This is a genomic window from Chimaeribacter californicus (assembly GCF_002858675.1).
GTDB classification, from domain to species: domain Bacteria; phylum Pseudomonadota; class Gammaproteobacteria; order Enterobacterales; family Enterobacteriaceae; genus Chimaeribacter; species Chimaeribacter californicus.
The window spans coordinates 1-952 of the sequence record NZ_PJZF01000086.1; the positions used below are offsets into that span (position 1 = coordinate 1).

At 55.1% G+C, this 952-nt stretch carries 1 protein-coding gene; it reads left to right on the forward strand.

All coding sequences use genetic code 11. From position 1 onward, the window contains the following. Nucleotides 1-154: 154 nt before the first annotated feature. Nucleotides 155-952 (forward strand): hypothetical protein (locus CYR55_RS22980; protein ID WP_146001049.1); only part of this gene is annotated, 798 nt, incomplete at its 3' end.

Here is a 952-nt window from a genome sequence, read left to right on the forward strand (position 1 = left end):
GTCTACCTTCTAAACCTAAAAGCCGCCTCCTCAGGCGGCTTTTAACTTTCTCGCCCACAAGCAAATCAGACATAATTTAATTTACAATCCTTTCATCACTTAGCAGATGCAACATTCTCTAGACTGGCCGCCCTATCCCTAATGAGGCCAGTAAATGAGCCAAAAACTAATCAAGACTACGCTCCCGAGCGTGCAATTCCGTGACCATGCTGAGCTGGTGGCTAACCGCCTGCGCCATATGGGACACACCCTGCTTGAAGAGCTGACGCCTGAAGACGTTAGCCTGTCCTATTTTGCCCGTACCGCTATCGCTGACCAGGTTAACCCGGTACAGCTCCGGCTACTGAAGGCTGTAGAGCGCTCTGGCCGCACGGTGGCCATCACCTCCCCGGGCTGCGGTATCCAGGAGGCCTGCGCCATGGTTGCGCTGCATCGCCTGGTTTCCCGGCGTAACCGGCAAGTTCTGATCATCTCCCCGCATGAATTCATCCTGCGCCGGTGTGCCCAGTATCTGAAAACCGGCCAGGACAGTAGCGTCCTGCTTTTGGCAGAAACTTTTTTCAGTACCCGCACAGAGCACGCCATTGCTGCTGATGAGCAACTGAAATGGTCAATTCGTTGGGATCCCATGGAGTATGCCAGTCCAGAGAGTCTGGCTCACGCTTTAACAGGTGTGGGCACGGTCATTTTGGACTGCGCACACCAGTACACGCCCGAATTTATTGCGGCGCTGACCGCGGCGGTGTCACCGGCGCAGCAGCTCCTGGTAACCGGCTTCGACGTCAATCGCGGCCTGACTCTGCTCGAACACGACCCGCTTTTCACCACCGTTCGCGCTGGCGCGCATGAAAGCTCGCTTATCACCCCGGCTTTCCTCATGCATAAGCGTGATCAGTACATGGAATTGCCTGAAGTCTTTGAGCGCCTTTTTCAGATCCCCTTCGATTGTGGT